At 70.7% G+C, this 23,262-nt stretch carries 24 protein-coding genes and 1 pseudogene; 11 read left to right on the top strand and 14 right to left on the bottom strand.

Annotated features, from left to right (window positions below; all coding sequences use genetic code 11):
• Nucleotides 1-466: 466 nt before the first annotated feature.
• A complete protein-coding gene (locus ABH935_RS43975; RefSeq protein ID WP_370383948.1) occupies nt 467-1,045 on the bottom strand; it encodes a dihydrofolate reductase family protein in 579 nt (192 codons plus the stop codon).
• A gap of 172 nt (nt 1,046-1,217) precedes the next feature.
• On the opposite strand from ABH935_RS43975, the gene ABH935_RS43970 reads away from it, so the two are divergent.
• Nucleotides 1,218-2,216 carry a sigma-70 family RNA polymerase sigma factor gene (locus ABH935_RS43970; RefSeq protein ID WP_370383950.1) on the top strand — a complete coding sequence of 333 codons (999 nt, stop codon included), beginning with the start codon at nt 1,218-1,220 and terminating at the stop codon, nt 2,214-2,216.
• A gap of 25 nt (nt 2,217-2,241) precedes the next feature.
• Here ABH935_RS43970 and ABH935_RS43965 read toward each other — a convergent pair whose 3' ends face one another.
• From ABH935_RS43965 to ABH935_RS43935, 7 genes are all read right to left on the bottom strand, one after another.
• On the bottom strand, nt 2,242-2,541 hold the full coding sequence (locus ABH935_RS43965) for a DUF1905 domain-containing protein (protein WP_370383947.1): 300 nt from the start codon (nt 2,539-2,541) through the stop codon (nt 2,242-2,244).
• Nucleotides 2,542-2,596: 55 nt separating this feature from the next.
• Entirely contained in the window at nt 2,597-3,898 is a 1,302-nt protein-coding gene (locus tag ABH935_RS43960) for a glycoside hydrolase family 3 N-terminal domain-containing protein (RefSeq protein WP_370383946.1), read from the bottom strand.
• A gap of 68 nt (nt 3,899-3,966) precedes the next feature.
• On the bottom strand, nt 3,967-4,959 hold the full coding sequence (locus ABH935_RS43955) for an LLM class flavin-dependent oxidoreductase (RefSeq protein ID WP_370383945.1): 993 nt from the start codon (nt 4,957-4,959) through the stop codon (nt 3,967-3,969).
• 141 nt (nt 4,960-5,100) lie between these two features.
• The gene (locus ABH935_RS43950; RefSeq protein ID WP_370383944.1) at nt 5,101-6,102 is read right to left on the bottom strand and encodes an isopenicillin N synthase family dioxygenase; all 1,002 of its coding nucleotides are present in this window, start codon (nt 6,100-6,102) and stop codon (nt 5,101-5,103) included.
• 259 nt (nt 6,103-6,361) lie between these two features.
• Nucleotides 6,362-8,713, bottom strand: coding sequence for an ATP-binding cassette domain-containing protein (locus ABH935_RS43945; protein ID WP_370383943.1), 2,352 nt, complete (start codon nt 8,711-8,713; stop codon nt 6,362-6,364).
• A gap of 47 nt (nt 8,714-8,760) precedes the next feature.
• On the bottom strand, nt 8,761-9,171 hold the full coding sequence (locus ABH935_RS43940; RefSeq protein WP_370383942.1) for a VOC family protein: 411 nt from the start codon (nt 9,169-9,171) through the stop codon (nt 8,761-8,763).
• Nucleotides 9,172-9,181: 10 nt separating this feature from the next.
• On the bottom strand, nt 9,182-9,625 hold the full coding sequence (locus tag ABH935_RS43935; protein WP_370383941.1) for a helix-turn-helix transcriptional regulator: 444 nt from the start codon (nt 9,623-9,625) through the stop codon (nt 9,182-9,184).
• Between the two features lie 95 nt (nt 9,626-9,720).
• On the opposite strand from ABH935_RS43935, the gene ABH935_RS43930 reads away from it, so the two are divergent.
• Nucleotides 9,721-10,050, top strand: a complete 330-nt coding sequence (locus ABH935_RS43930; protein ID WP_370355271.1) for a VOC family protein — start codon at nt 9,721-9,723, stop codon at nt 10,048-10,050.
• A 62-nt stretch (nt 10,051-10,112) separates the two neighbouring features.
• Here the strand turns inward: ABH935_RS43930 and ABH935_RS43925 are convergent, their stop codons facing one another.
• Entirely contained in the window at nt 10,113-10,613 is a 501-nt protein-coding gene (locus ABH935_RS43925; protein ID WP_370383940.1) for a hypothetical protein, read from the bottom strand.
• A gap of 164 nt (nt 10,614-10,777) precedes the next feature.
• Here ABH935_RS43925 and ABH935_RS43920 point away from each other — a divergent pair, with 164 nt between their 5' ends.
• From ABH935_RS43920 to ABH935_RS43910, 3 genes are all read left to right on the top strand, one after another.
• Nucleotides 10,778-11,635 carry an LLM class flavin-dependent oxidoreductase gene (locus tag ABH935_RS43920; RefSeq protein ID WP_370383939.1) on the top strand — a complete coding sequence of 286 codons (858 nt, stop codon included), beginning with the start codon at nt 10,778-10,780 and terminating at the stop codon, nt 11,633-11,635.
• 169 nt (nt 11,636-11,804) lie between these two features.
• Nucleotides 11,805-12,386 carry a TetR/AcrR family transcriptional regulator gene (locus ABH935_RS43915; protein WP_370383938.1) on the top strand — a complete coding sequence of 194 codons (582 nt, stop codon included), beginning with the start codon at nt 11,805-11,807 and terminating at the stop codon, nt 12,384-12,386.
• A gap of 108 nt (nt 12,387-12,494) precedes the next feature.
• Nucleotides 12,495-14,009 carry an MFS transporter gene (locus tag ABH935_RS43910; RefSeq protein ID WP_370383937.1) on the top strand — a complete coding sequence of 505 codons (1,515 nt, stop codon included), beginning with the start codon at nt 12,495-12,497 and terminating at the stop codon, nt 14,007-14,009.
• A 116-nt stretch (nt 14,010-14,125) separates the two neighbouring features.
• On the opposite strand, the gene ABH935_RS43905 is transcribed toward ABH935_RS43910, so the two are convergent.
• Nucleotides 14,126-14,356, bottom strand: a complete 231-nt coding sequence (locus ABH935_RS43905) for a hypothetical protein (RefSeq protein WP_370383936.1) — start codon at nt 14,354-14,356, stop codon at nt 14,126-14,128.
• A gap of 195 nt (nt 14,357-14,551) precedes the next feature.
• Here ABH935_RS43905 and ABH935_RS43900 point away from each other — a divergent pair, with 195 nt between their 5' ends.
• Nucleotides 14,552-15,547 (top strand): RICIN domain-containing protein, encoded by a 996-nt coding sequence (locus ABH935_RS43900; protein WP_370383935.1) that lies wholly within the window; start codon nt 14,552-14,554, stop codon nt 15,545-15,547.
• Between the two features lie 25 nt (nt 15,548-15,572).
• Here the strand turns inward: ABH935_RS43900 and ABH935_RS43895 are convergent, their stop codons facing one another.
• Complete coding sequence (locus ABH935_RS43895; RefSeq protein WP_370383934.1) at nt 15,573-16,364, bottom strand: LysR substrate-binding domain-containing protein; 792 nt, start codon at nt 16,362-16,364, stop codon at nt 15,573-15,575.
• 77 nt (nt 16,365-16,441) lie between these two features.
• On the opposite strand from ABH935_RS43895, the pseudogene ABH935_RS43890 reads away from it, so the two are divergent.
• A pseudogene (locus tag ABH935_RS43890) lies at nt 16,442-16,813 on the top strand (DUF5997 family protein); the annotation flags it as partial.
• Between the two features lie 153 nt (nt 16,814-16,966).
• On the opposite strand, the gene ABH935_RS43885 reads toward ABH935_RS43890, so the two are convergent.
• Nucleotides 16,967-18,091 (bottom strand): Rv2578c family radical SAM protein, encoded by a 1,125-nt coding sequence (locus ABH935_RS43885; RefSeq protein ID WP_370383933.1) that lies wholly within the window; start codon nt 18,089-18,091, stop codon nt 16,967-16,969.
• Between the two features lie 105 nt (nt 18,092-18,196).
• On the opposite strand from ABH935_RS43885, the gene ABH935_RS43880 reads away from it, so the two are divergent.
• From ABH935_RS43880 to ABH935_RS43870, 3 genes are all read left to right on the top strand, one after another.
• Nucleotides 18,197-19,117, top strand: a complete 921-nt coding sequence (locus tag ABH935_RS43880; RefSeq protein ID WP_370383932.1) for a DNA-3-methyladenine glycosylase — start codon at nt 18,197-18,199, stop codon at nt 19,115-19,117.
• 83 nt (nt 19,118-19,200) lie between these two features.
• Nucleotides 19,201-19,578, top strand: a complete 378-nt coding sequence (locus ABH935_RS43875; RefSeq protein WP_370383931.1) for a hypothetical protein — start codon at nt 19,201-19,203, stop codon at nt 19,576-19,578.
• Nucleotides 19,579-19,694: 116 nt separating this feature from the next.
• Nucleotides 19,695-20,204 (top strand): cupin domain-containing protein, encoded by a 510-nt coding sequence (locus ABH935_RS43870; protein WP_370383930.1) that lies wholly within the window; start codon nt 19,695-19,697, stop codon nt 20,202-20,204.
• 68 nt (nt 20,205-20,272) lie between these two features.
• Here the strand turns inward: ABH935_RS43870 and ABH935_RS43865 are convergent, their stop codons facing one another.
• Both ABH935_RS43865 and ABH935_RS43860 read right to left on the bottom strand, forming a co-directional pair.
• Nucleotides 20,273-21,019 carry a class F sortase gene (locus ABH935_RS43865; protein ID WP_370383929.1) on the bottom strand — a complete coding sequence of 249 codons (747 nt, stop codon included), beginning with the start codon at nt 21,017-21,019 and terminating at the stop codon, nt 20,273-20,275.
• A gap of 136 nt (nt 21,020-21,155) precedes the next feature.
• Entirely contained in the window at nt 21,156-21,632 is a 477-nt protein-coding gene (locus tag ABH935_RS43860) for a hypothetical protein (RefSeq protein ID WP_370383928.1), read from the bottom strand.
• Nucleotides 21,633-22,001: 369 nt separating this feature from the next.
• Between ABH935_RS43860 and ABH935_RS43855 the strand changes: the two genes are divergently transcribed.
• Complete coding sequence (locus ABH935_RS43855; protein WP_370383927.1) at nt 22,002-23,189, top strand: aminotransferase class V-fold PLP-dependent enzyme; 1,188 nt, start codon at nt 22,002-22,004, stop codon at nt 23,187-23,189.
• Nucleotides 23,190-23,262: the final 73 nt, after the last annotated feature.

The raw sequence follows: 23,262 nt of genomic DNA, 5'->3' as shown, positions 1-23,262 counted from the left end.
ACCAGCAGAATACGAATCAACCTTCTACCAAAACCAGCAAAACCAGCAGCTCACAACCCAGCCCTAGAGTCTGGACCGATCCCGGAGCGGTTCAGTGGTCCAGCCTCGTTCGGCTTGACACCGCCAAACCGGGCAGGTTGGCAGAGCCCGCCGACGCGGCGAGGGACCCAGAACCAACACCCCGCGTGGTCCGGGGGACTGCCTGCCGAACGACGTGGCCGGCCGGTCGGGTGCGGCGGCGGTGCGGCGGCGAAATCGTTCGCCGCCGCGCCGCGTGTCGGGTTACTGTTGGTCTCGGCGCCCGGTGCGCAGGTGGCGGTTACTTCTGGATCCGAGGGTTGCCGGTTCGAATCCGGCTCGCCTCCCTTGTGGGGGGCGGTAGCTCAATCTGGCAGAGCATTGGACCGGCTTTGGCCGGTTTCCGCAGCCGACTTGATCTCGGGCGCCTTTGGCATTTCTCCGTTTGTCAGTCCTCGTGTATCACCTCGTAGGCGAGTGACACGATGCCGGTGCCGATGGTGGCCGTGTGGATGAGTCGCAGGGGCCTGATGCCGGCGGTCGGCCCGAAGAGGCGCACGCCGTCGCCGGCCAGGACCGGCAGGAGCATCAGGCGGATTTCGTCGACGAGGTCCTGCTCGATCAGGGCGTGGCCGAGTTGGAAGCTGCCGTAGACCAGGATGTCACCGTCGATCTCGCGCTTGAGCTTGGCGACCTCCGTGGGCAGGTCGCTGCTGATGACCGTGCCGTTGGACCAGGCGGTGTGCTTCAGGGTGCTGGAGACGATGTACTTCGGCATGCTGTTCAGCTTGTCCGCCCACTCGCCGGTGCGGTTGAGCCAGCGGGAGGCGAACCACTCGTCGCTTGTGCGCCCCATCAGCAATGCCGAGGCGTCGAGGGCCTCCTTGACGAAGAACTGGGCCCACTCCGGGCGGTCTTCGCCGACGACCTGGTCGAACCAGCCGCCGCGGGGGAAGCCGTCCGTGCCGTCCGGGTCCTGGACGACGCCGTCGAATGAGCTGTTGGTGCTGATGATGATCTTGCCCATGGTCGTACTCCTTGGCTTCTGTGGTGCTGCCGTGGTGTTTCTGTCGGCCATGGAGACACCGGGGCGGGCGCCGAATTGGGCGCCGCGGGACCGCCCAATCCGGCTGTCGGGAGGTGTCTGCACCGACGATGGAGACCGGATGTGTGAGCATGGAGGCGACGAGATGGGTGCGATGACAGCGGATCTGCCGGTGTTGCTGGCGCGGGCCAGGTCCGGCGACGGAGCGGCGTTCGACGAACTGGTCGCTCCGTACCGCCGGGAGCTGCTGGTGCACTGCTACCGGATGCTGGGTTCGTTCCAGGATGCGGAGGACGCGCTGCAGGAGAGCCTGCTCAGTGCGTGGCAGGCGCTGGCCGGCTTCGAGGGGCGTTCTTCGGTGCGGACCTGGCTCTACCGCATCGCCACCAACCGGTGCCTCAACGCGCGCCGCTCGACCAGCCGCCGCCGCGCCAAGGAGTGGGACGTGCCGGGTGTGGAGCCGCCGGCGCCGACGCGGCTCGGCGAGGTGTTCTGGCTGGAGCCGTTCCCCGATGCGCTGCTCGAAGGCGTGCTCGACGCCTCGCCGCCGGGGCCCGAGGCGCGCTACGAGCAGAACGAGGCCATTTCCCTGGCCTTCGTCACGGCGCTCCAAGTGCTGCCGCCGCGCCAGGTGGCGGTGCTCCTGCTGCGCGACGTGCTCGGCTATCACGCCGCCGAGGTCGCGGAGATGCTGGACACGACCGCTGAGTCGGTCTCCAGCGCGCTGAAGCGGGCCCGCGCGAGCCTGGAGCGTCGCCGCCCCGCGCTTGCTCCGGGCTCGACCGAGGAAAGTTCCTTGGCCGCGAGGTTCGCCACCGCCTACGAAGCCGCCGACATCGAAGCCCTCATCGCTCTGCTCACCGACGACGTCTTCACCTCGATGCCGCCGATGCCGTTCGAGTACCAGGGACGCGAGGCCACTGTGGCCTTCATCGCGAGCATCTTCAGCTCAGGCCGCCGCCACCGCCTCGTGCCGACCCGCGCCAACGGCCAGCCCGCGTTCGGCGCGTACGTGCGTGGCGCCGAGGACGTCCTGCACGGTGTGGGCCTGTTCGTGATCGAAGCCCGTGCCGACGGCATCAGTGCCATGACACGCTTCGAGAAGGGTGCGCTGCCCTGGTTCGGCCTGCCGCGCTCGATCCCGGCGGAGTGAGGTGGCGCGATCAGGGGGAGTGGCCTCAGAAGTCCACGAGCTCGATGCTCACCGAGGCGGTGCCACCGACGTCGAGCCCCTCGGCCTTCCGCACCTTCGCCTTGACCGGCATGACGTAGCAGCCGTGGGCGCCGTCGGGGAAGATCGACGTCCGCCACACGCTGCCACCGATGGCCGCCTGCACCCGCACGGATCCGAAACCCCGCCGAGGTGCGGCGGCCAGCTCGCGAATGTCCTCACTGACATCCGCCGGCACGGTGACGAACGTCCAGCTGTCCGCCCGCGCCTCCCAGAGCCACAGCTCGGCGTCGAAGGTGACCATCACAGTTCTAGCTTCGCACGGGCCACTGACAGGCTGGCTGAGCCCGGTCGGCCGGGCCCTACTTCAACCCACCCCGCAGCGCGTCGACCCGCCCCACCGCCGCGTCGAACCCGGCCCGGCTCAGCGCCCCGCTGTTCAGCCCGTTCACGATCGCCGCGGCCGCCGCGTCGCCCTGCGCCGGGTCGCCCGAGGAGCACAGCAGCAGGTCCATGCCCGCCTCGGCCGCCGACAGCGCCCGGTTGCCGGCGCTGCCGTAGGCCTGGAGCGCGCCAGCTTCGAGGGCGTCGGTGATCGTCACGCCCTTGAACCCGACGCGGCCGCGCAGCTCCTGCTGCACGATCGTCGAGGACATGCCGGCCGGGTGGTTCGGGTCCAGGTTCGTGTACACGGCCCAGGACAGCATCACCAGCTTCACGCCGTTCTGCACCGCCGCCGCGTAGGGCAGCTCGTCGATGTTGCGCAGGTTGTCCAGCGACACCGTCAGCGTCACCGGGCGCTCGTCGGTGTTCGCGCCGTTCGGTGCCGAGCCAAGGCCCGGGAAGTGCTTGGCGGTGGCGGCGACGCCGGTGTTCTGCTGCGCGGTCAGGAACGCCGAGCCCAGCTGCGAGACCGTGTTCGGGTTCTGACTGAAGGAGCGCTGGGCGGCGTCCAGGAAGTTGCCGGGGGTCCGGTAGACGTCCAGGACCGGCGCCAGGTTCAGGTTCATCCCGACGCCCGACATGTTCTGCCCCGCCTCGGTGCCCGCGGTGGTCGCGGCACCGACCGGGTTCGAGCTCTCGCCGATCTGCTTGGCCGAGATGTACGGCTGCCCGGGCAGCCGCTTGACGATGCCGCCCTCCTGGTCCGTCATCATCAGCAGCGGCAGGTGCACCGGGCTCGCCGCCTGCGCCTGGCGCAGCTCGCTGATCACGCCGGTGATCTGCGACTCGCTGGAGATGTTGCCGCCGAAGAAGATGACGCCGCCGACGTCGCCCTGCCGGATCAGCGTCAGCAGGTGCTGCGGCGGCGTCAGACCCTGGTAGGAGTAGATGATCCGCTGCCCGGCCTCCTGCTGGAGCGTCAGGTTGCCCGGCACGGCCGAGGAGCTGGACGGGGTCGTCGGGGGCGCCGAGGACGACGAGCTCGACGACGAGGACGAGGACGAGCTCGACGAAGACGACGAAGACGAGGTGCTCGGCGTCGAGCTCGAAGAGGACGTCGAAGAAGGCGTCGACGACGAACTCGAACTCCCGTTCGCCGCCGACTTCGACCCGCCGCTGGAGCACGCCGCGCTCAGCAGCCCCACCGCCGCCACCAGCGTCACCGCCGCCACGCCGCCGGTCCTCTTGCGCCGTCCGCTCCGCATCCCAGCTTCAGCCATGGACTCCACCTTGGCCAATGCCGCCCCGAGATGCCAGCCGACTGGGCTGTTTCGGTGCGTCGCCAGCCCTAGGAAGCCTTCACAGCCTGCCGACTCGGCGCCGGCATCAGCTCCACCGCTCGGATCCGCTGCGCCCGCTGCGGCGAGGCCGGCGCCAGGATCACCTCGTCCGCGACGGTCTGCTTCGCCAGCCGCTCCAGGTACTCCGCGGCCTGCTCCGGCGTCCCGGCGGCGGTGACCCGCATCATGCCCCGCACGTGCTCCCCGGCCGGCGACGCCAGCAGCTGGTCCAGCTCAGCGTCGCTGAGCTCCGCGTCCGCGCGCAGCAGGAACCGCCTGGCCCGCCACCGCAGCGCGGCCTGGTACTGGGCCTCGGCCTCCTCCTCGGTGTCGGCCGCGATCAGGTTCGCCGCCACGATCAGGTACGGCTCCGGGTTCCCCGGGCTCGGCCGGTACTCCGCGCGGTAGATCTCGGTGGCCGTGGCCAGCGCGTCCGGCGCGAAGTGCGACGCGAACGCGTACGGCAGCCCCAGCGCGGCGGCCAGCTGCGCCCCGAACAGCGAGGAGCCCAGGATGTACAGCGGCACGTTCGATCCGTCGCCCGGCGTCGCGCGCACCCCCGGGATCCGCGTGTCCCCGGACAGGAAGCCCTGCAGCTCCAGCACGTCCTGCGGGAAGCTGTCCGCCGACTCCGGGCTGCGCCGCAGCGCCCGCATCGTGGCCTGGTCCGAGCCCGGCGCGCGCCCCAGCCCCAGGTCGATCCGGTCCGGGTGCAGGGCCGCGAGGGTTCCGAACTGCTCGGCGATGACCAGCGGCGAGTGGTTCGGCAGCATGACGCCGCCGGCGCCCAGCCGGATGTGCTCGGTGTTCGCCGCGACGTGTGCGATCAGCACGCTGGTGGCCGCGGAGGCGATGGCCGGCATGTTGTGGTGCTCGGCGTACCAGACGCGTTCGTAGCCCCCGCGCTCGGCGGCCAGCGCCAGCGGCACCGCGCCGTGAAGCGCCTCGCCCGGATGCTCGCCGGGCGCGACCGCGGCGACGTCGAGCAGCGAATACTTCATGGAACCCTCGTCTCCCGGAGCACGCGGGCACGTCGTGGCGCGCGGCGCTCCGTGCGGTCAGCGTCGGTGCGATCTTGCATCCATCCGCTGACGGTCAACGCCCCCTGCTGAAGGGGCATTCCCCGCCCCGCTCAACAGCGGCTACGCGGTCGCCAGATCCGCGTGGAACTTCTTCGTCACCTCTGGATGCGCCCGCAGGTACCCCTTCAGCTCGTTGCGCCCGAACTCCGCGTACAGCGGGTTCGACGGGTCGTCGTCGGCCCCGGGCGTGTGGTGCGCGTGCGGGAACTCCAGCGGCTCGATGTGCGCGTCCAGCCGCGGGTTGTAGAAGAACGGGACCGAGAACCGCTCCCGCGCCCCGGCCGGGCTCACCACGCGGTGGCTCGTCGCCTTCAGATACCCGTCGGTGGCCACCTCCAGCAGCTCCCCGAGGTTCACCACGAACGCCCCCGGCATCGGCGGCACGTCCAGGAACGACCCGTCCGGCCGCGCCACCTGGAGCCCGCCGACCGAGTCCTGGAGCAGCAGCGTGATGAAGCCGTAGTCCTTGTGCGTGCCGACGCCCTGAGCGGCGCCGTCCGGCGCGGTACCGGGATAGCGCACCAGCTTCAGCCGCAGATGCGGATGCCCGGCGAAGGCGTCGTCGTAGAAGTCCGGCCGCGCGCCGATCGAGGCCAGCAGCTCGTGCAGCAGCCGCTGCGAGACCGCGCTGAGCTTGTCGATCCATGCCAGCGTCGCCGTCCGCAGCTGGGGCAGCTTCTCCGGCCACTGGTTGGGGCCCTGCAGCCACCAGTACGCCGGTTCCCCGGCCCCCGGCACGTGCGGCGGCAGCTCCAGCCCGATGTCCATCTGGTCACGCCAGTCCCGGGCGCCGGCGGTCTGCTCGTCGCCGGTGCTCGTGTAGCCGCGGAAATGCGGCGAGTTGAGGTTGCTGACCGCCAGCCGGTCGGCCCTCGGCAGCGCGAAGAAGGAGCGCATCGCGTCGCCCAGCGCGGTGGTCTCGGTCTCGGTGACGCCGTGCCCGACGAGCTGGAAGAAGCCGACGTCGGTGGCCGCTGTGCGCAGCGCTTCGTGCAGCTTGCCCCGCTCCTCGGCGGACCCGCCGGCCAGCGACAGGTCGATCACCGGCAGTTGGTCCGTCACCACTCCACGGTAATACGCTCCACCTGCACCGGCATGATCTGGCATACTCCGTTCCAGCGCCTCCCGGTGCGTAGGAAACGGATACTTCGTAACTATAACGTCCCTAAGGTAGGGCAGTATCGGACGATCTCGGTCGTCTGATCAGGCCTGAGAGCTTCGGCTCGTGCTAACCAGGCGAAAGCCCAGGAGCGGAATCCGTCGCCGACCGTTCCTTCGGGAACATGATCTCGGGTGGCGCGTTTTTGTGTGCTGAGGCGTGTCACGCCCCCACGTACTGCGCCAGATGCTGCCCGGTCAGCGTGGACTTCTTCTTCACCAGCTGTGCCGGCGTCCCCTCGAACACGATCCGCCCGCCGTCGTGCCCGGCGCCCGGACCCAGATCCACGATCCAGTCCGCGTGCGCCATCACCGCCTGGTGGTGCTCGATGACGATCACCGACTTCCCGGCCTCCACCAGCCGGTCCAGCAGCCCCAGCAGCTGCTCCACGTCGGCCAGGTGCAGCCCGGAGGTGGGCTCGTCGAGCACGTACACGCCGCCGTCGTCGGCCATCGCCGTGGCCAGCTTCAGCCGCTGGCGCTCGCCGCCGGACAGCGTGGTCAGCGGCTGGCCCAGGCTCAGGTAGCCCAGCCCGACGTCGGACAGCCGCGCCAGGACCTTGTGTGCGGCCGGCAGCTTCGCGGCGCCGTCGGCGAAGAACGCCTCCGCCTCGTCCACCGACATCGCCAGCACCTCGGCGATGTCCCGGCCGCCGAACTGATACTTCAGCACCTCGGCCTGGTACCGCTTGCCCTCGCACTCCTCGCAGACCGTCGCGACCCCGGCCATCATCGCCAGGTCGGTGTAGACCACCCCGGCGCCGTTGCACGTCGGGCACGCACCCTCGGAGTTGGCGCTGAACAGCGCCGGCTTCACGTCGTTGGCCTTCGCGAACGCCTTGCGGATCGGCTCCAGGAGTCCGGTGTACGTGGCCGGGTTGCTGCGCCGCGAACCGCGGATCGGGCTCTGGTCGATCGACACCACGCCGTCCCGCTTAGGCATTGAGCTGTGGATCAGCGAGCTCTTGCCGGAGCCGGCCACGCCGGTGACGACCACCAGCACGCCGAGCGGGATGTCGACGTCCACGTCCCGCAGGTTGTTGGCCGAGGCCCCGCGGATCTCCAGCGTGCCCTTGGCTTCGCGCGTCTCCTTCTTCAACGCGGCCCGGTCGTCCAGGTGGCGTCCGGTGACCGTGCCGCTGCCCCGCAGACCGTCGATCGTGCCCTCGAAGCACACCGTGCCGCCGCCGGATCCGGCGCCCGGCCCGAGGTCGACCACGTGGTCCGCGATCGCGATCATCTCCGGCTTGTGCTCCACGACGAGCACCGTGTTGCCCTTGTCGCGCAGCCGCAGCAGAAGCTCGTTCATCCGCTGGATGTCGTGCGGGTGCAGGCCGACGGTGGGCTCGTCGAAGACATAGGTGACGTCGGTCAGTGAGGAGCCGAGGTGCCGGATCATCTTCACCCGCTGCGCCTCCCCGCCGGACAGCGTGCCGGAGGAGCGCGACAGGGACAGGTAGCCCAGCCCGATCTCGACGAACGAGTCAAGGGTCTGCGACAAGGCTTCCAGCAGCGGCGCCACTGACGGCTCGGACAGCTTGCGCACCCACTCGGCCAGATCGCTGATCTGCATCTCGCAGGCGTCGGCGATGCTGATGCCCTCGATCTTCGAGGACCGCGCGCCGGCCGACAGCCGCGTCCCGTCGCAGTCCGGGCACGTCGTGAACGTGACCGCCCGGTCCACGAACGCCCGGATGTGCGGCTGCAGCGACTCCCGCTCCTTGGACAGCATCGACTTCTGGATGCGCGGGATCAGACCCTCGTAGGTCATGTTGATGCCCGCGATCTTCATCCGCGTCGGCTCCCGGTGCAGGAAGTCGTGCAGCTCCTTCTTGGTGAACTTCTTCACCGGCTTGTCCGGGTCGAAGAACCCCGACTCGGCGTACAGCCGCGAGTTCCAGCCGCCCCCGGAGTAGCCGGGCACGGTGATCGCGCCGTCGTTGATCGACCTGCTCTCGTCGTAGAGCTCCGCCAGGTCGATGTCGCTGACCGCGCCGCGGCCCTCGCAGCGCGGGCACATGCCGCCGACGATGCTGAAGCTGCGGCGCTCCTTGACGGTCTGGCCGCCCTTCTCCATCGTGACCGCGCCGGCGCCGCTGATCGAGGCGGTGTTGAAGGAGAACGCCTTCGGCGAGCCGATGTGCGGCTTGCCCAGGCGGCTGAACAGGATGCGCAGCATCGCGTTGGCGTCGGTCGCGGTGCCGACGGTGGAGCGCGGGTCGCCGCCCATGCGCTGTTGGTCGACGATGATCGCGGTGGTCAGCCCGTCGAGGATGTCCACCTCCGGCCGCGACTGCGTGGGCATGAAGCCCTGGACGAACGCGCTGTACGTCTCGTTGATCAGGCGCTGGGACTCCGCGGCGATGGTGCCGAAGACCAGCGAGCTCTTCCCGGAGCCGGAGACGCCGGTGAAGACGGTCAGCCGGCGCTTGGGCAGCTCGATGCTGACGTCCTTGAGGTTGTTCACGCGCGCGCCGTGGACGCGGATGAGGTCGTGGCTGTCGGCGGCGTGCATGTGCGTCTCCTCGTTTCGGGCGGTCGGCGCTGCTGCTGCTACTTCTGCTACTTCTGCTGCTGGATCCGGATCAGGTTCCCGGCCGGGTCCCGGAACGCGCAGTCCCGCGCCCCGTACGGCTGGTCCGTCGGCTCCTGCACGACCTCCGCGTCGTGCGCCTGGATCCGGTCGAACGTCGCGTCCACATCGGGCGTGGCCAGCAGAACCACAGCGTACGTGCCCTTGGCCATCATCTCGGCCACGGTCTGCCGCTCCGCCTCGGTGACCCCCGGGTCTCCGGTCGGCGGGTAGAGCACGATCGAGGTCCCCGGCTGCCCGACCGGTCCGACGGTGATCCACCGCAGCCCGTTGAAGCCGACGTCCTTGCGTACCTCGAAGCCGAGCACGTCCCGGTAGAAGGCCAGCGAGGCGTCCGGATCGGTCTGCGGGAGGAAGCTGGCGTTGATGGTGAGGTCCATGACCTTCACCCTAGGTGAGCGCCCCCAGCCGGGCTTCTCGAATCCTGACCGGTCGCGTCACCCGCGTGGCCACGCACGAGGGCAGCCCGGCGGTGGCGAAGGCCGCCACCCTCTTGTACTCGCTCGGCGGCATCCCGACCAGCTCCGCGAACCGGGTGCTGAACGTCCCCAACGACGAGCACCCGACCGCGAAGCACACCTCGGTGACCGTCATGTCGCCCCGCCGCAGCATCGCCATGGCCCGCTCGATGCGGCGCGTCATGAGGTAGGCGTACGGAGACTCGCCGTACGCCGCCTTGAACTCGCGGCTCAGATGCCCCGCCGACATGTGCGCCCCGCGCGCCAGCGCCTCGACGTTCAGCGGCTGCGCGTACTCGCGGTCGATGCGGTCGCGGACCCGGCGCAGCCGGGCGAGGTCGGCGAGGCGCTGGTCGGGGGTCGCGGGGGCGGTCATGGGTTCGATGGTAGGGGAGTGGGGTGACAAGTGCTGCTTCACCTGGACGGATGGCTTTGCTGCCGCACGCCCTGCGGCGGATGTAGCTTCCTTTCATGACCACAGCGATCCGTAGCCAGGTGATCCCCGTCTCCGACCTCGAAGCCGCGAAGGCGCTCTACACCGCGCTGTTCGGCGCCCCGCACACCGACACGCCCTACTACGTCGGCTACAACGTCGACGGCTTCGAGGTGGCGCTGGCGCCGGGGAACGTCCAGGGCGGGCCCGTGGCCTACGTCGACGTGGACGACCTGGACGGCACGCGGGAGACGCTGCTCTCGGCCGGCGCCACCGAGCGGGACGCGCCGCAGCAGGTGGCTCCGGAGGCGCGGGTGTGCGTGCTGCTGGACAAGGACGGCAACACGATCGGGCTGCGCGGCAAGTAGATCCGGCGGCTGGTGGCGGCGGCGCCCTCCCGGGACTTCCGGGCGGGCGCCGCCGCCGTCGCTCACACTGCGATGTTCAGGAACGTGACGGTCACCGTGTAACTCCGCGCGGTCGGGCTCGTCGGCTCCGGCACGAACGTCATCACCCCGGAGCCGCCGCACGGCACCAGCCACGTCGTGGGGATCGCGGCCGGCGCGTAGTACGCGCTGAACACGATGCTCTGGTTGGCGGCCGTCGGCGAGGCGAAGCCGGCGAGGATCTCACGGCCCTGGCTGCCGGTGTAACCCGTCGGGGTCACCGGCGGCAGGATGCTGCGGACCTCGGCCGTCTGGCCCGCGACCGGATGCCCGACCGAGGTCGAGGTGATCGGGCCGGGGCACACCACGGTCACGACCGCGTCCGCGGTCTTGCCGTTGACCAGCCCGACGAAGAACGTGTTCGGCGTGATGACGACCGGGTCCTGCGCGGTCGCGGCGGTGGCGGTGAGGGCCGGCAGGAGCGCCGCGCCGAGCGCGGCGACTGCGGCCGCGGCGAGGCGGCGGGTGGTGGGGGAGTGGGACATGTGGGCCTCCTGAATCAGTGCGCTGAAACGGTGGGGGGCGGTTCGGCGAGAAGGCAGCACGCAAACTAGGGCCGGCCGCGGGGTGCGTCAACGTCGACTGGCCGGTAGGGGCGCGAGTGTCGGTGTCCAGCCACAGACACGGCGCGCTTCCTAGGCTTTCCGGTATGCACCTCGGATTCGCTCCCCACCGCCTGTGGCCCACCACCCCCGCCGACCTCGCCGACGTCCTGGACACCGCCCGCCTCATCGAGAACCTCGGCTTCGACCACGTCATCGCCGGCCACCACCTGCTCGCCGGCGACCTGGGCCTGTCCCCGGACCCGCTTATCCTGCTGTCCGCCGTCGCCGGCGCCACCTCCCGCATCCGCGTCGCCAGCAGCATCCTGATCGCGCCGCTCTACGACCCGCTCGTCGCCGCCCACCAGGCCGCGACCCTGGACGCACTCAGCGAGGGCCGCTTCATCATGGGCGTCGGCACCGGCTGGGACCCCACCGAGTTCGCAGCCGCCGGCGCCCCGTTCGCGGAGCGCGGCAAGCGCACCGACGCGAGCCTGGCCGCGATGCGAGCCCTGTGGCGCGGCGAATCAGAACACGTCCTCGGCATGCCGCCCCGCACCCCCGACGGCCCGCCGGTCTGGATCGGCGGCACCAGCGATGCCGCCCTCCGCAGGGCTCTGCGATTCGCGACGGCCTGGCACGGCTCCGGCGACCCCGAAACCATCACCGCCACCGGCGCCCGCATCGCCGAGCTCGCCGAGAGCACCGACCGCGACCCGTCCACCCTCGCCCTGACGACGGTCGCGATGCTGCTCCCACCCGGCTTCGAGCTGTCCGGCAGGTCCCCCGGGCCCCTCCTCGGCGGCGAGCGCCCGAGCCGCGAGAGCATCGTGGACGAACTCGGCCGGCTGTCCGAGGCCGGAGTCAGCTCCTGCTCGCTGTGGGCGCCGGTGGACGCTGCGGCGCTGCCGGACGTGCTGGCGTGGGCCGCCGAGCTCGCCGAGGTCGCGGCGGAAGTCGGCTGACCGACCCTCAACAACCCTCAACGACCAGGCCGTTCACCCCTGTGGCGAACGTCACCACCCGATCGGCCCTCTGGTGTACGAAACGGTTTCGTTTCGCGGGGGAATACTGCTACTGTACGAAACGGTTTCGTACACCAAGACTTAGTGCACCCAGCCGAAAGGAGCGGCCATGGAAGCCGGGCCCAAGCTCGATCCCGAGCGTGAGCAGGCCATCCTCGGCGCGACGCTCGACCTGCTGGCCGAGTGTGGCTACGAGGCGCTGCGGCTGGACGCCGTCGCGTCCCGGGCCAAAGCCAGCAAGGCGACCCTCTACCGGCACTGGCCCGGCAAAGCCGAGCTGGTCGTGGACGCCATCCAGTGCTACGAGCAGGCCGATCTGGCCAAGAGCTCTGACACCGGCTCGCTGCGCGGCGATATCCTGGCCGCGCTGACCGGGATCCGCGACCTCATGGCCGGGGACCTCGGTCAACTCATGGCCGGGCTGATGGCGGCCCTGCAGAAAGATCCGGAACTGGCCGCCGCTGTGCGCTCCTCGATGGTCGAGGACAAGCAGCAGGTCACCCAGCGGATGCTGGACCGGGCGATCACCCGCGGTGAGTTGCCGGCCGACACCGACCCCACTGTCTTCCCTGAAGTCGCCCCGGCGGTCTTGTTCATGCGGATCTTCGTCAACGGGCAGCCCGTCGACGACGCGTACCTGACCCACCTGACCGACGACATCCTCATTCCACTGATGGCCCGAAGCCGCTAGGCGAGCCGGACCAGCCTGACTCATCCAAAGACTCGCGCGACTCGAGGGGGCCGCGCGTCGATCGAGTGCTGCCGGAAACGGCCGCCCGTCGAAAGCGAGAAGAAGCGCATGTCAACCACCACAGAAAGCCTGTCGCCAACCGGCGCGGGCGCCGGTACCGAGGCCGAGAGCCCGGCGCTCAACCCGCGCCGCTGGGCGGCCCTGGTCGTGATCGCCATCGCCCAGCTGATGATCGTGCTGGACGCCACCATCGTGAACATCGCGCTGCCGACCATGCAGCGCTCCCTGCACATATCCGACGTCAACAAGCAGTGGGTCATCACCGCCTACGCGCTGGCGTTCGGCTCGATGTTGTTGCTCGGCGGACGCGTCGCCGACTACACCGGCCGCAAGCGGGCCTTCGTCATCGGCCTGCTCGGGTTCGCCGCGGCCTCCGCGGTCGGCGGGGCGGCCACCAACGCGGCCATGCTCTTCAGCGCCCGCGCGGCGCAGGGCGTGTTCGGCGCGCTGATGGCCCCGGCGGCCCTGTCGCTGCTGACCGTCACCTTCACTGAGGAGAAGGAGCGCGCCCGCGCGTTCGGCGTCTACGGCGCCATCGCCGGCGGCGGCACCGCCATCGGCCTGATCATGGGCGGCGTGCTCACCCAGTACGCCTCGTGGCGCTGGACGCTGCTGGTGAACGTGCCGATCGCGGCCATCGCCGCGTTCATGGCCACCCGCGTGCTGACCGAGAGCAAGGCCCACGGCAACACCAAGTACGACATCCCCGGCGCGCTGAGCTCGGCCATCGGCCTGGCCGCCCTGGTCTACGGCTTCAACAAGGCCAACACCGACGGCTGGGGCTCGACCACGACGCTGAGCCTGCTGGGCGTCGGCGTGGCGCTGCTGATCGGCTTCGTGCTGTGGGAGCTGCGCACCTCGCACCCGCTGCTGCCGATGCGCGTCATCCTGGACCGCAACCGCGGCGGCTCGTTCCTCAGCTCCCTGCTGATGGGTGTGGGCATGTTCGGGGTCTTCATCTTCCTGACCTACTACATGCAGCAGATCCTCGGGTACTCGGCGCTGAAGTCCGGCTTCGCGTTCCTGCCGTTCACCTTCGGTGTGGTCGCCGGCGCCGGCGTGGCCACCCGGTTCCTGCCGCAGATCGGCCCGCGACTGCTGATGAGCGTCGGCTTCGGTCTGGCCACCGTCGGCATGGTGCTGTTCACCTTCATCGGCGTGAACACCTCCTACGCCACCCACGTCGTCCCCGCCGAGCTGGTCATGGCCTTCGGTATCGGCCTGTTCTTCGTGCCGCTGTCCTCGACCTCGCTGATCGGCGTCGCCGACCACGACGCCGGTGTGGCCTCGGCGCTGGTGAACACCACGCAGCAGATCGGCGGCGCGCTGGGCACGGCGATGCTGGTGACGTTCGCGACCACCGCGACGACGAACTACTTCACCTCGCACGCCTCGCCGACCGCGAACCCGGCGGCGCTCGCCGCGCACGCCGCGGTCCACGGCTACGTGACCGCGTTCATCTGGAGCGCCGCCATCCTCGGCGTGGCCACCCTGGTGGTCGCCACCCTGGTCAAGGCGCGCAAGGACGACCTGCCGACCGGCGGCGCCGTCCACATGGGCTGAGCCCGGACCAGCTGACCGGCTGACCAGCTGACCGGCTCACCGGCTGACGGCCCGGGTCCGGCGGGGAGACTTCCCGCCGGACCCGGGCCGCTGTCATGCCCGCCGTCTCCACGACGTCACTCCGGCGGCGGCTCCTGCTCGACCAGCTCGACGAACTCGAACACCGCGGCCTGCCCCGTGCCGATGGTGATGTGCTCGTCGGCGTAGCGCCACAGCCCCACGCCGCCCTCGCACGGCACCCTCATCTCCGGAACCGCCTCGGTCGTGGTCACGACGCGGTTGTCCGTGCGCACCCCGAGTGGCTCGGGCCCGCCCTGCAAGTAGACGACGTACACCATCGCGATCACCGCCTCGACTCCAGCAGACCACGCCGGGCGGCACTGTGCACCTCGATCCGCCACCTGTACGCCAGGCGTTCGCCTCCCCGTCGCGCCACGCCGGGCTTCAGCGGTTTCGCAGGTCATGAACCATAGACTTGATATCAGAGCACATACTCAACGGCTCACCGGACCGGCCGGCGCCTTCGAGAGGACAGGTGGAGCGTGCGCGTCCCCCGATCCGGCGCCCTGGCGCCGGCTCTTGCCCTGGCTCTGACGACGGTGCTGGCCACGGCCCTGACCTCGGCCCCGACCTCCGCCTTCGCCGCGGCTCCGGCCCGGGCGCTCTCCCGCCCCGCCGACGGCGGCTCGCACCGCTCGCCGCACACCCTCGGCCTGACCTACGCCAAGGTCCCGGCCTCGACGCTGCTGTGCGCGAAGGTGGCGGCCAAGGCCGGCTACTCCTTCAACCGCACCGTCGCCACCTCGCTCGGCCAGGAACCGCAGATCGTCGTCGCGATCGCGGTGGCCATGGCCGAATCCAGCTGCGACCCCGGCGCGGTGAACGTCAACTCCGGCGGCTCGGAGGACCGCGGTCTGTGGCAGTTGAACAGCGTCTACCACCCCGAGGTCTCCAACGCCTGCGCCTTCCAGATCCAGTGCAACGCCGATGCCGCCTGGAAGGCCTCCGACCACGGTGCCGACTGGAGTCCGTGGAGTGCGTACAACAACGGTTCCTGGCGGTCCTTCGTCGGGGACGCCCGAGCGGCGATCGCCGGGGGCTTCAGCTTCCGACTCGGCAACTCCGGCGGTGGCACCTGCCTGGACGCCGACCGCGGCAACCACGCGAATGGGGCTGCGGTCCGGCAGTGGGCCTGCGACGCTGCCGATGCCTACCAACAGTGGACCGTCGTCTCGTCGAGCGTCGGCGCGCTGCCGATCCTGCGCAACGTCGGCACCGGCACCTGCCTGGACTGGGACGGCACGAAGGTCGGCAACGCGCAGCCGATCGTCCAGTGGAGCTGCAACGCCGCCGACGACGGTCAGCAGTTCTCGTTCGTCGGCAGCGGCCGGTTGAACACCGATGGTTCGGCCCAGGCGCTGATGCAGAACAGCCACGACGGCACCTGCGTGGACGCCGACCGAACCAGCCATGCCAACGGGGCGCCGATTTGGCAGTGGACGTGCGACGGGAGCGACGGCTTCCAGATGTGGAACTGAGCCGTCCGTCCTGGCGCTGCCGGCGCTACTTGTGGCGCCGGGGCTTGCCGGCCTTCGCGGACCTGGCCGTATTCGCGGTCCTCGCAGCCTTCGCGCTCTTGTTACGCGTCGCCGACTTCGCGGAGTTCGCCGACTTGGCCGGCTGGGCCGTCTTCGCAGTCTTCGCCGTCTTCCCGGTCTTCACCGCTGCCGCCGCGTCCTGCGCGCCGCGTCCCCGCGAGCTGTTCACCGTCCGGCCCCGCACGATCCCGATGAACTCCTCGACCAGGTCGCTCGTCTCGCCCTCCGGCCAGGACAGCGCGACCTGCGATTCCGGCACGCCGGTCATCGTCCGGTAGGTGAGGTCCTTGCGGTGGTGCAGCCGCGCCAGCGACTGCGGCACCAGCAGCACCCCGATCCCGGCCGCTACCAGCTCGATCGCGTCGGCGGTGGTCTCCGGCCGGGAGATCGCGGGCCGGCCCGGCAAAGTCTCCCACTCCAGGCAGTCGTCCATCGGATGCAGCACGATGTAGTCGGCGAGGTCCTCGGGAGTCAGCTCCTCGGCCGCCGTCAGCTCGTGGTCCTTGGGCACCACGGCCACGGTAGTCTCGGCGTAGAGCGGGATGGCGCTGAGCCGGTCCCGGTCCACCGGCAGCCGCACCAGACCGGCGTCGGCACGTGCTTCGACCAGCGTCGCCTGGGCTTCGGCCGCCGTCACTGCCACCAGCTCCAACGGGACCTCGGGCAGCCGTTCACCCCACGTGCGCACCCACTTCGCGGGCGTCACGCCGGGAACGTAGGCGAGCCGGAAGGTCGGGGTCGGAACGGTGCCTGTCACTCGGTCAGGGTACCTGCCGTGATCGGTATCCTCCGGCGCGATCACCGGCCGCGTCCGGCTCGATTAGGGTTGGACCCATGACGTCGCAGAAGTCCCCCCAGACGATGAAGCCCGCGACAGCGGCGAAGAAGCTGGGCGTATACCTTGAGGCCACCCCCGAAGAGTTCCAGGAGGGGGTCGTCTCCCGCGACGAGCTCGACGCGCTGCAGGCCGACCCGCCGGAGTGGCTTCGCGACCTGCGCCGTGACGGACCGCACCCGCGTCCCGTGGTCGCCGCGAAGCTCGGGATCTCGATCTCGGGGCTGGCGCGCGGCGGTGTCACCGAGCCCCTGACCAGCGCGCAGATCGAGGCCATGCGGGCCGACCAGCCCGAGTGGCTGCGGACCGAGCGGGCGATCCAGGCCGAGGTCCGGCGGGAGGCGGTGCGGGTCAAGGACAAGAAGGCCGCCGAGGAGAAGAAGGCTGCGAACAAGGCGGCGGCCCCGCCGCCGAAGCGTACGGCCGCCAAGCCCGGGAAGCGCGCGGCCGCCAAGCCCAGTTCGCGTCGGGGGCGCTGATCCGCTGAAGTACTGAGCCCCACTGAGCCCCACCGCCGCCGATGGTCAGCTCGGATCGAGCTCATCGTCGTCCCACAGTGCGGGTTGGTTCTCGACGGCCCGCACTGTGGGCTTAGTCCCTGCCTTCCGGAAGTTCGGAGGTTGCTCTTCTTCGGCCGGTTTCGGGCGGTTCAGCCCGTACGCCTTCGCGAACTCGCGCACCGCGGACGTGATCCGGTCCTGATACCAGGACGGGGCGTACGAACCGTTGCGGTACAACGCGCGGTAGCGGGGGACCAGGCTCGGATAGGTCGCCTGCAGCCACTTGTAGTACCACTCGCGCGCCCCGCTGCGTAAGTGCAGCACGATCGGGGTCACCGAGCGCGCCCCGGCCTCGGCGATCGCCGCGACGGTCGCGCGCAGCTGCTCGGGGGAGTCGGTGAGGAACGGCAGGATCGGCGCCATCAGCACTGAGCAGCCCAGGCCCGCGTCGGCCAGTGTGCGCACGGCGTCCAGGCGGCGTGCGGGACTCGGCGTCCCGGGCTCGACCGTGCGCCAGACGCTCTCGTCGATCGACCCGACGGACATCGCCAGCCCGACCGACACGTCCTGCGCGGCGGCCTCCAGCAACGGCAGGTCGCGCAACATCAGCGTGCCCTTGGTCAGGATGGAGAACGGCGTCCCGGAGCGGGCCAGCGCCTCGATGATGCCCGGCATCAGCCGGTACCGGCCCTCGGCGCGCTGGTAGCAGTCGACGTTGGTGCCCATCGCCACGTGCTCCCGCTGCCAGGACGGCCGCGCCAGCTCCCGCCGCAGTACTTCCGGGGCGTTCACCTTCACGACGATGCGCGTGTCGAAGTCGAGGCCGGCGTCGAAGTCCAGGTAGGTGTGCGTCTTGCGGGCGAAGCAGTAGACGCAGCGGTGCCCGCACCCGCGGTAGGGGTTGATGGTCCAGCCGAACATCGGCGACTCGCCCGGGACTTTGTTCAGGACCGACTTCGCGCGTACCTCGTAGAACGTGGCGCCCCGGAAGCCCGGCGTGTCGAACGTGCGGACGACGGTGTCGGACGCCGCGAACAGCCCGGCTTGCACGGGTTGCCCGGCGCCGGAGCCGGGGGAGTCATTCCCCGTGTGCTCCGCGTCCTCCGCCGCGTCGGTGTTTCCGCTGATCAGCTGCCCGGACCATCTCATGCGAGCCACTATAGAACGAATGTTCGATCAGTGGGGAGAGGCCGGCAGTCGGGCGCGTCACATCAGTAGTGACGATCACTCTCTTGACACATACTGAAGCCAGCCATGGAACAGCCAGCGGACCACACCGTGCACTGGCAGCCGGCGTTCCCCGTGAACGCCCGGCTCACCCTGTCGAGCCTGCGCCACGGCTTTCGCGACCCGACCCACCGCGTCGAGCCGGACGGGACGTTGTGGCGTACCGCGCTGACCGGCACCGGCGCCGTCACCTACCGCATCCGCCAGCACCGCCTGGACGACCTGGTCATCGAGGCCTGGGGCCCCGGCGCCGCCGAACTCGCCGACGGCATCCGCGACGAACTCGGCGCCCGCGACCACCCCGAGCACTTCCAGCCGGAGCAGCCCCTGCTGCGCGCCGCGCGCCGCCGCCTGCCGGGCCTGCGCGTCCCGGCCACGGGGCGGCTGTTCGAGGCCGCGGTCCCGGCGATCATCGAACAGCGCGTCGTCGGCAAGGACGCCACAGCCGGCTGGACCCGCCTGGTGAAGATCCACGGCACCTCCGCCCCCGCCCCGGGCCCAGCACCGGCCGGCATGCGCGTCCCCCCGACACCCGCGGTATGGGAGCAGATCCCCAGCTGGGACTGGCGTCAGGCGGGCATCGACCACCAACGTTCGCGCACTGTCATCCTCACGGCGCGCGTGGCGGCCCGCCTCGACCAGTCAGCAGCCGATCCCGAGGAGGCGTACCGCCTGATGGCCGCGGTCCCCGGCATCGGCATCTGGACCGCCGCGCAGGTCGGCCACCGCGCCCTCGGCGACGCCGACGCCCTCCCGCTCGGCGACTACCACCTGGCCCGCATGACCGGCATGGCACTCCTAGGCCACCCCCTCGCCGACGACGAGGTCGAAGCCTTCTACGAGCAATGGCGCCCGCACCGCTACCGCGTCTGCCGACTACTGGAGCTCACTCCCGGCGCCGCGCCCCGCCGCGCTCCACGTGCGCCGCGGAACCGGCCGATGCGCTGAGGCGGGGTGATGCCGGCCGGTTGCGGACCATGCGCTTGCCGCCCGCCGCGAGAGCCCGCGCCTGTCGCCGTGCCTGGCCCGACGTGCCTGGCCCGCCGCGCCGGCCGCTGCTCGCACGTGCCACCACTCCGCGTCGTGTCTGCCGACCGGCCTGCCGCCGCGCCGAGCGCTACGGCGCCATGCTCGCCGCGCTCCTGGCCGACCACGCCGGCGCCGCGCACTCCTACTACTTCGACGTCCCCTTCGACGTCACCGTCGAGCGCCACTTCACCAAGCCGAACCACGCCGACTGGACCGTGGACGACATGCGCGGCTGGTACGTCGAGGACGACGTGCTCCCCGGCGGCGTGGACCGCCTCATCGGGGCCGACAGCACGGAGCACGACACCGTCGAGCGTGTCCTCGCCGAGACCGGCCTGCTCCTGGCCGACCGGCCGGCGCACCCGAGCCTGGCCGACTGACTGCCGACGCCGGCCACGATCGCCCGCGAACGCCTGATTCGGCTCACTAAAATCGCCATATCGGCGATCCCATCATCCCCGGGATCCTTGTAGCCTGCGCTAGAGGAGCCAAGACGATGTCGTACCCGGCAGACCCGTCACACCCCGCAGAGCCGTCATACCCCGCAGACCGCTACCACGGCGACACCGGCGAGGTCAGCGCCACCTTCCGCCCCGTCGCGGCCCCCGCCGAGATCACCTACAACTCCGGCGGCCAGTGCCACTACCTGGCCACGACCGCCTCGACCGGCGGCGAGTTCGGCCTCTACCGCTGGGACTTCTCGGCCCGCCAGGGCGGCCCGGACACCCACTTCCACAAGGCGATCTCCGAGTCCTTCTTCATCCTGCACGGCACGGTGAAGCTCTTCGACGGCGAGAAGTGGATCGACGCACGCCAGGGTGACTTCCTCTACGTCCCGGCCGGCGGCCTGCACGCCTTCAAGAACGAGTCCGGCCAGCAGGCGTCGATGCTGCTGCTGTTCGCCCCCGGCGCCCCGCGCGAGGGCTACTTCGAGGGACTGCTCGAAGGCATCGCCGACGACCAGCGCGCCGAGTTCATGCTGAAGCACGACACCTACTGGGTCTGATCGCCGGTGCGCCTGGCTGACGACTCGCCGACCGACCAACCGACCGGACCGACCGGCCGACCACGCCGCTAACTCCCGGCCGCCTGTCCCCGCGCCGCCGTCAAATGCGCGAACACGACCACGTTCCCCAAGTACTCATGGCGCCGCTTGTCGAACCCCGCCCCGCACGTGATGACCCGCAGCTCGGCGCGCGCCGCGTCGCCGTAGACCTTGTCGTTCGGGAACGCCCGAGCGTCGTACGCCTGCACCGCGTCGATCGTGAACACCGCCGTCACCCCGTCGGCCCGGTCGACGTCCACCTCCGCGCCGGGCTTCAGCGCGCCCAGGCCGTAGAACACCGCAGGGCCCTGATCGTTGTCGACGTGCCCTGCGATCACCGCCGTCCCGATCTCGCCGGGCGACGCCCCGTCGCCGTACCAGCCCGCGAGGTTCCGGTCCTGCTCCGGCGGGGCGGCCAGGCGCCCGGTGGAGTCCAGGGCGAGGGACATCAGCGGCGCGCTGACATTGATCGCCGGGATGCGCACGCGCGTCGGTGTCGCCGCTCCGAGAATCGGCGGCGTGTCCATCGGCTGGATCTTGCTCGCGTCGAACGCCGGTGCCGGGCCGGCGGCCCTCGAAAACCCTTGCGCGGCCGTCGGCTGGGGAGGCGGAGTCGGGGTGTGCAGGCTGTCGGCCACCATTACGACGCCGGCACACAGCCCGAGCGAGACGACTGACGCGGTCAGCACGCCGCGCGCCGAGATCCCATGCCGAGCCTTCGCCGTGGCGGTGCCTTCGCCGTCATCAGAAACCCGCCTCGCATCTCCGTGCTTCATCGCACATCTCTCGCAGAAGTCGTGTAGCTGGTGAACCATCACGGCCTTAGCGCGCCCCGAACCAACATTCGAGGCGCGCTCGACCACATGACGCCGATTTATCGATATGCCGACACCGATACCGCCACCCGCAGCGTCAGCTCTCGCCGCCCACGCGCCGCCGCCGCAACACCAGCGCGCCCGCACCGGCCGCGCCCAGCACGCCCACACCGCCGGCCAGCTCGCCGCCGTTCACGCCCTGGCTCGTGCTGCCGACACCGGTGCGCATCGCACCGTGCGGGTGGCGGCGGTGGTCGCGGTCCCGGTCGCGGTCCCGGTCGCCCTTGCACACCTTCTCGGCCGTCGCGATCGCCTCCTTGGCCTCGCCCATCAGGTCGGTCAGGTTCTGCTCCTCGGCGGTGCCGGGGTGCCCGCCGGCCGCGACCTGCTCCTTCAGGTCGGCGGCCGCGGCGTTGAAGTCGTGCTTCGCCTTCTCCGCGGCCGAGATCGCGCTCCAGCAGGTGCCCTTGGCATCCTGCGGAGCGGCGGTCGCGGCGTGGGCCGCCGGAGCGGTCAGGACGAGGCCCGCGGTCAGCACGGCGGCGGCGGTCACGGTGGTTTTGATCGAGCGCATCTGTCAGCCCTTTCGTCCACGGGCCGCGACGCCTGCTGCGCCGCTGCTGGATCCCCGTGTCACGAAACAGGCAATAGCCGCTGACCGGGCAGATGATGCGTGAAGTCTGATGATCGAACTCGTGGACCCGCGCCCCCGGGCCCGGACAACCAGCAGGTCAGAAAGCTCTTTCAGAGGATCTTAAGGTTCGACGATTCCGGCACCCGAACGGGTGAGACGACACGCCCGGGCCGGTCAGAGCCCTGTCGCGCCGAACGCCTCAAGACTCCCGCAGCTGCCGGAAGGCAGCCGCCCCAGCTCCCGCGAGATCGCCGAGCCGGTTGCGGTCCAGCCGGGAGCGCCGGCCGTCGGTCCGATAATCTCAGAGCCATGATCGATATGACCAGGGTCCTGGCGGACACCCCGGGGGCGGCGAAGCAGGTCTTCCTGAACAGCGCCGGCAGCTCGCTGCCGCCGGCGCCGGTCCTGCAGGAGGTGATCGGCCACCTGCGGCGGGAGGCCGAGATCGGCGGCTACGAGGCGCTGGACGAGCGGGCGGCCGACCTCGAAGCCGGCTACGCGGTCTTCGCCGAGCTCCTGGGCTGCCGCCCCGACCAGGTCGCCTTCACCGACAGCGCGACGCGCTCCTGGCTGGCGGCGTTCGACGCGGTGCCGCTGGCCGCCGGCGACCGGATCCTGGTCGGCGAGCTCGAATACGGCGGCAACGCCATCCCGCTGCTGATGCGCGCCCAGGCCGTCGGGGCCTCGGTCGAGCTGGTGCCCAGCGACGCCGACGGCACGTTCTCCGCCGAGGCGCTGGCCGACCTGCTCGACGAGCGTGTCAAGCTGGTGTCGGTGGTCCAGGTCCCGACCAACGGCGGCGCGGTCGCCGACGTCCGCCGGATCAGCGACGCCGCCCACGCCGCCGGCGCCCTGGTCCTGCTCGACGCCTGCCAGGCCGTCGGCCAACTGGCGGTCGACGCCGAAGCCCTGGACGCCGACATCCTCACCGGCACCGGCCGCAAGTGGCTGCGCGCCCCGCGCGGCACCGGCTTCCTCGTGGTCCGCGACCGTGCCAAGGCCGTCCTGCGCCCCAAGCTCGCCGACCTGCAGGGCGGCACCTGGACCGGCCCCGACACCTACACGCTGCGCGACGACGCGCGCGTGTACGAACTCTGGGAGAACGACACCGCTGCCCGCCTCGGCCTGATCGCGGCTGCCCGCTACCTCCTTGACCTCGGCCCCGCAGCAGTGGAGCAGGAGGTTATGCAGCGCAGCGAGCACCTGCGCACGGCACTGGCCGCGATCCCCGGCGTGACCGTGCACGACCTCGGCGCCCGCAAGAGCGGCCTGGTCACCTTCGGCATCGCCGGCCTCGAAGCCACCGAGGTGCAGGCGGCGCTGGCGCGACGGGACGTCGCGGTGAGCGTCTCGTGGCGCTCGTCGACGTACTACGACATGGCCCGGCGCGGTCTGACGGAGGTGGTGCGCGCCTCGCCGCACTACTTCGTGACCGAGGCGCAGCTGGATGCCGCGGTCGGCGCGGTCGCGGAGGTGGCTCGGGAGGCTGCCGACTAGGAGATCCGTGAGGAGGCTGTTTGCATTCCGCGCGGAATCGCCTTCTGTTCATCCTCCCGCCGCGCCCACGTTC

Origin of the sequence: Catenulispora sp. GAS73, assembly GCF_041262085.1 — a bacterium.
GTDB lineage: Bacteria > Actinomycetota > Actinomycetes > Streptomycetales > Catenulisporaceae > Catenulispora.
This window is presented reverse-complemented; position numbering and strand designations above follow the sequence as displayed.

Bases quoted from the DNA above. Each gene is read 5' to 3' on its own strand.
- ABH935_RS43945 (WP_370383943.1), bottom strand. From the start codon at position 8,713: ATGCACGCCGCCGACAGCCACGACCTCATCCGCGTCCACGGCGCGCGC.
- ABH935_RS43935 (WP_370383941.1), bottom strand. From the start codon at position 9,625: ATGACCGCCCCCGCGACCCCCGACCAGCGCCTCGCCGACCTCGCCCGG.
- ABH935_RS43960 (WP_370383946.1), bottom strand. From the start codon at position 3,898: ATGGCTGAAGCTGGGATGCGGAGCGGACGGCGCAAGAGGACCGGCGGC.
- ABH935_RS43870 (WP_370383930.1), top strand. From the start codon at position 19,695: ATGTCGTACCCGGCAGACCCGTCACACCCCGCAGAGCCGTCATACCCC.
- ABH935_RS43925 (WP_370383940.1), bottom strand. From the start codon at position 10,613: ATGTCCCACTCCCCCACCACCCGCCGCCTCGCCGCGGCCGCAGTCGCC.
- ABH935_RS43860 (WP_370383928.1), bottom strand. From the start codon at position 21,632: ATGCGCTCGATCAAAACCACCGTGACCGCCGCCGCCGTGCTGACCGCG.
- ABH935_RS43920 (WP_370383939.1), top strand. From the start codon at position 10,778: ATGCACCTCGGATTCGCTCCCCACCGCCTGTGGCCCACCACCCCCGCC.
- ABH935_RS43910 (WP_370383937.1), top strand. From the start codon at position 12,495: ATGTCAACCACCACAGAAAGCCTGTCGCCAACCGGCGCGGGCGCCGGT.
- ABH935_RS43885 (WP_370383933.1), bottom strand. From the start codon at position 18,091: ATGAGATGGTCCGGGCAGCTGATCAGCGGAAACACCGACGCGGCGGAG.
- ABH935_RS43915 (WP_370383938.1), top strand. From the start codon at position 11,805: ATGGAAGCCGGGCCCAAGCTCGATCCCGAGCGTGAGCAGGCCATCCTC.
- ABH935_RS43855 (WP_370383927.1), top strand. From the start codon at position 22,002: ATGATCGATATGACCAGGGTCCTGGCGGACACCCCGGGGGCGGCGAAG.
- ABH935_RS43880 (WP_370383932.1), top strand. From the start codon at position 18,197: ATGGAACAGCCAGCGGACCACACCGTGCACTGGCAGCCGGCGTTCCCC.
- ABH935_RS43930 (WP_370355271.1), top strand. From the start codon at position 9,721: ATGACCACAGCGATCCGTAGCCAGGTGATCCCCGTCTCCGACCTCGAA.
- ABH935_RS43970 (WP_370383950.1), top strand. From the start codon at position 1,218: ATGACAGCGGATCTGCCGGTGTTGCTGGCGCGGGCCAGGTCCGGCGAC.
- ABH935_RS43975 (WP_370383948.1), bottom strand. From the start codon at position 1,045: ATGGGCAAGATCATCATCAGCACCAACAGCTCATTCGACGGCGTCGTC.
- ABH935_RS43940 (WP_370383942.1), bottom strand. From the start codon at position 9,171: ATGGACCTCACCATCAACGCCAGCTTCCTCCCGCAGACCGATCCGGAC.
- ABH935_RS43865 (WP_370383929.1), bottom strand. From the start codon at position 21,019: ATGAAGCACGGAGATGCGAGGCGGGTTTCTGATGACGGCGAAGGCACC.
- ABH935_RS43955 (WP_370383945.1), bottom strand. From the start codon at position 4,959: ATGAAGTATTCGCTGCTCGACGTCGCCGCGGTCGCGCCCGGCGAGCAT.